Raw genomic sequence first — 1,564 nt, 5'->3', positions numbered from 1 at the left:
GCGTTATTTCTGTTGTTGCAAATATATTGCCAAATGAGACTCATGAATTAGTATTTCATTATCTCAGAGGTAAAATAGAGGAATCAAGGAAAATGCAGCTTAAAATGAATGGATTAATTAATTCATTATTTATAGAAACTAATCCTATCCCAATTAAAACAGCTATGAATTTATTAGGAATGGAAGCAGGAGAATTGAGATTGCCTTTAGTAGAAATGGAAGATAAAAATAAAGAGATATTAATAAAAGAGTTATTTGAAATGGGATTGATTACAAAGGAAGAATATCATGATTAAAACTATTGTATATGGTATAAATGGGAAAATGGGACAAATTTTAAGTGAACAGTTATTAAAGGAAAGTGGTATGGAAATTGTTGCAGGAATAGATAGAAGCAAGTTTGACATTAAAAGAACATATCCAGTATATAATAGTCTTTATAAATATAAAGGAGAAGTAGATGTTATAATTGACTTTTCTCATCCTTCTTATTTAGAGCGGATAATCGAATATTCTCTAGAGAAGAAAACACCCTTAGTTATTGCTACTACTGGTTTTTCTCAAGAACAATTTGAAAAAATAAAAATGGCTTCAGAAGAGGTACCTATACTTTATTCTTCAAATATGTCCTTAGGTATAAACATTCTATCAAAGGCTTTGAGAGAAATAAGTCAGGTTTTAAATAAGGATTTTGATATTGAAATTATTGAGAAACATCATAATAATAAAGCTGATGCACCTAGTGGTACAGCTTACTTATTAGCTGATGTAATTAATGAAGCTTTAGGAAATAGCTATAAATACATATATGGGAGAGAAGGCAATAATTCAAAGAGAGAAAACAATGAAATAGGGATCCATTCTATCCGCGGTGGAACCATACCTGGAGAACATACTATAATATTTGCTGGTTCTGATGAAATCATAGAATTAAAGCATACAGCCTTATCTAAGAAAATTTTCGCTCAAGGAGCTATAAAAGCATCTCGATTTATAGTTACTGCAAAAAAAGGATTTTATACAATGGACGACATTTTCAATGATGATATTCAGAATTTACTATAACTATTGAGTATTAAAAATAAGTTGCATTATATTTTGCCTAAAATATTAATTATTTGCATAAAAAAATTAGATAAGATATAGTTTTTATATGTACAATACTAATGGAATAATAAATATGAAAGGAAGATTTTATGGGAAAAGAACAAGAATTTGCAAACAAATTAATAGATTTTATCAATGCAAGTCACAGTTCATTTCATGCAACAAAAAATGTAGAAGAAATACTTATAAAAGAAGGGTTTAAAAAAATTGAATTACAGGACAAATGGAAATTAAACAAAGAAGGCAAGTATTATGTATCTAAGAATAGTTCAGCAATAATAGCATTCGTAATAGGAAAAGGAGAAATAGAAGATGATGGATTTAGGCTTGTAGGGTCTCATACAGATTCACCAACTTTTAGGATTAAACCTGATCCTGAAATGACTGTGGAAGGAAAATATTTAAAATTAAACACAGAGGTCTATGGTGGCCCAATATTAAACACTTGGTTTGATAG

Annotated in this window: 2 protein-coding genes and 1 pseudogene; all 3 read left to right on the top strand. The window is 28.8% G+C overall.

Annotation, left to right across the window (positions count from 1 at the left end; genetic code table 11):
• The coding region (locus tag VK998_RS03180) for a dihydrodipicolinate synthase family protein (protein WP_325225401.1) at window positions 1-296 on the top strand (296 nt) is incomplete at its 5' end.
• A complete protein-coding gene (gene dapB, locus VK998_RS03175) occupies window positions 289-1,065 on the top strand; it encodes a 4-hydroxy-tetrahydrodipicolinate reductase (protein ID WP_325225398.1) in 777 nt (258 codons plus the stop codon). The genes VK998_RS03180 and dapB, both read left to right, overlap by 8 nt.
• A gap of 131 nt (window positions 1,066-1,196) precedes the next feature.
• A pseudogene (locus VK998_RS03170) lies at window positions 1,197-1,564 on the top strand (M18 family aminopeptidase); the annotation flags it as partial.

It is taken from the genome of Schnuerera sp. (assembly GCF_035459645.1).
In the GTDB taxonomy this organism is placed as follows: domain Bacteria; phylum Bacillota; class Clostridia; order Tissierellales; family Tepidimicrobiaceae; genus Schnuerera.
Note: the sequence above shows the minus strand (reverse complement) of the source record. Positions and strands in the feature narration are given on the sequence as shown.